We start from the raw sequence: 1,212 nt of genomic DNA, 5'->3' as shown, positions 1-1,212 counted from the left end.
CCACAAATCCGACCGCGCTGGCGAGTTGGTGGTTGATTGGAGGAGGGGACGTGGTAGAAGTATTCAAAGCGCGCTGAGTCGGTCGGATTGGGTGTGCTTGAACGTTCGGCTGAAAATCGACTAGAATCATAACCACTGTCGTCTTATCAACATGAAGATGGAATTCGAGAACCCTACTAATGGATACGTAGAAGAGGTCGATGGAGCATGGTTCTACACCTTACTATTCGGCTGTTTCTATCTAGCCTATAAAGGAGCATGGATGGCAGCAATATTCGCTGTTATCGTAGCGATATTCACGTTTGGGATTTCATGGCTGCTTCTGCCCATCTTTGCGGCGGATATTCTCAAGAAGAGTTACCTTCAGAGGGGATGGATTGAACGCACTGTTGAAACTCATAATGAGCAATTGACAGAGCCAAGAAAGCGGAGTTCTGAGCATCAGCGGAAACTAAACGACGTTAAAAAGAAAATGGGCTGGTAGTGGGTTTTCGAGGACTAAACTCAACCTGAGCCGAACAATGCGCCGCTGCCAAACCCGTTCGCGCTGGCGAGTTTGCAATTGACAGCATATTTGTAGGCTGTAGAAGTAGTGAAGGCTCGCTGAACGAACGGTTTGGCAGGGCTGGAACGTTCGGTTTAAAATGTTTACGCGTATTATAGTTGAGGAGGAGAATGAACGACTCGCTACCTCCGCGACATATCGGCAGGACATGGTAGGACGTGAGAATAGAACCATTTTTGCTCACGGTGTCCTGCTACTGTTGAGCATTGCGTTTTTCGTGATTGAGGCGGTATCAACGGTTGCTTTTTCTCGTTGGTTGGAGGGTTTAGCTGCCGGAGTCGCGATTGCTTCCTTGATACGATTGATAGAAGGATTCTCGAAGATTCGAAAGATAAGGAAACTAGCCCCTTAGCGCCGATTAGAGACTGAGCCGCAATGGAATCCCTGGCATGGCCAGAGTCGACGCTTCGGACCGGAAAAGATACCGAACAATGCGCAGCACCACAAATCCGACCGCGCTGGCGAGTCGGAGATTGACTGGAGGAAGGAACGTGATAGAACCAGTGAAAGTGCGCTGAGTCGGTCGGATTGGGTGTGCTAGAACGTTATCCAATGTAAGCATTGCGGACTTTGCATTGTTTTGAATGGCGAGTTCGCGGTGACGGATGCTTTGCAACGAGGTTTTGCGCGGTCGGCGAGTTCGGCGT

At 49.6% G+C, this 1,212-nt stretch carries 1 protein-coding gene; it reads left to right on the top strand.

Annotated elements, in window-relative coordinates; genetic code table 11:
* Positions 1 to 157: 157 nt before the first annotated feature.
* Positions 158 to 484, top strand: coding sequence for a hypothetical protein (locus tag IE099_RS20580; protein WP_189574726.1), 327 nt, complete (start codon positions 158 to 160; stop codon positions 482 to 484).
* The last annotated feature ends 728 nt before the right edge of the window (positions 485 to 1,212 follow it).

This window comes from Roseibacillus persicicus, from assembly GCF_014651675.1.
In the GTDB taxonomy this organism is placed as follows: Bacteria; Verrucomicrobiota; Verrucomicrobiia; order Verrucomicrobiales; family Akkermansiaceae; genus Roseibacillus; species Roseibacillus persicicus.
This window is presented reverse-complemented; position numbering and strand designations above follow the sequence as displayed.

Bases quoted from the DNA above. Each gene is read 5' to 3' on its own strand.
- IE099_RS20580 (WP_189574726.1), top strand. From the start codon at position 158: ATGGAATTCGAGAACCCTACTAATGGATACGTAGAAGAGGTCGATGGA.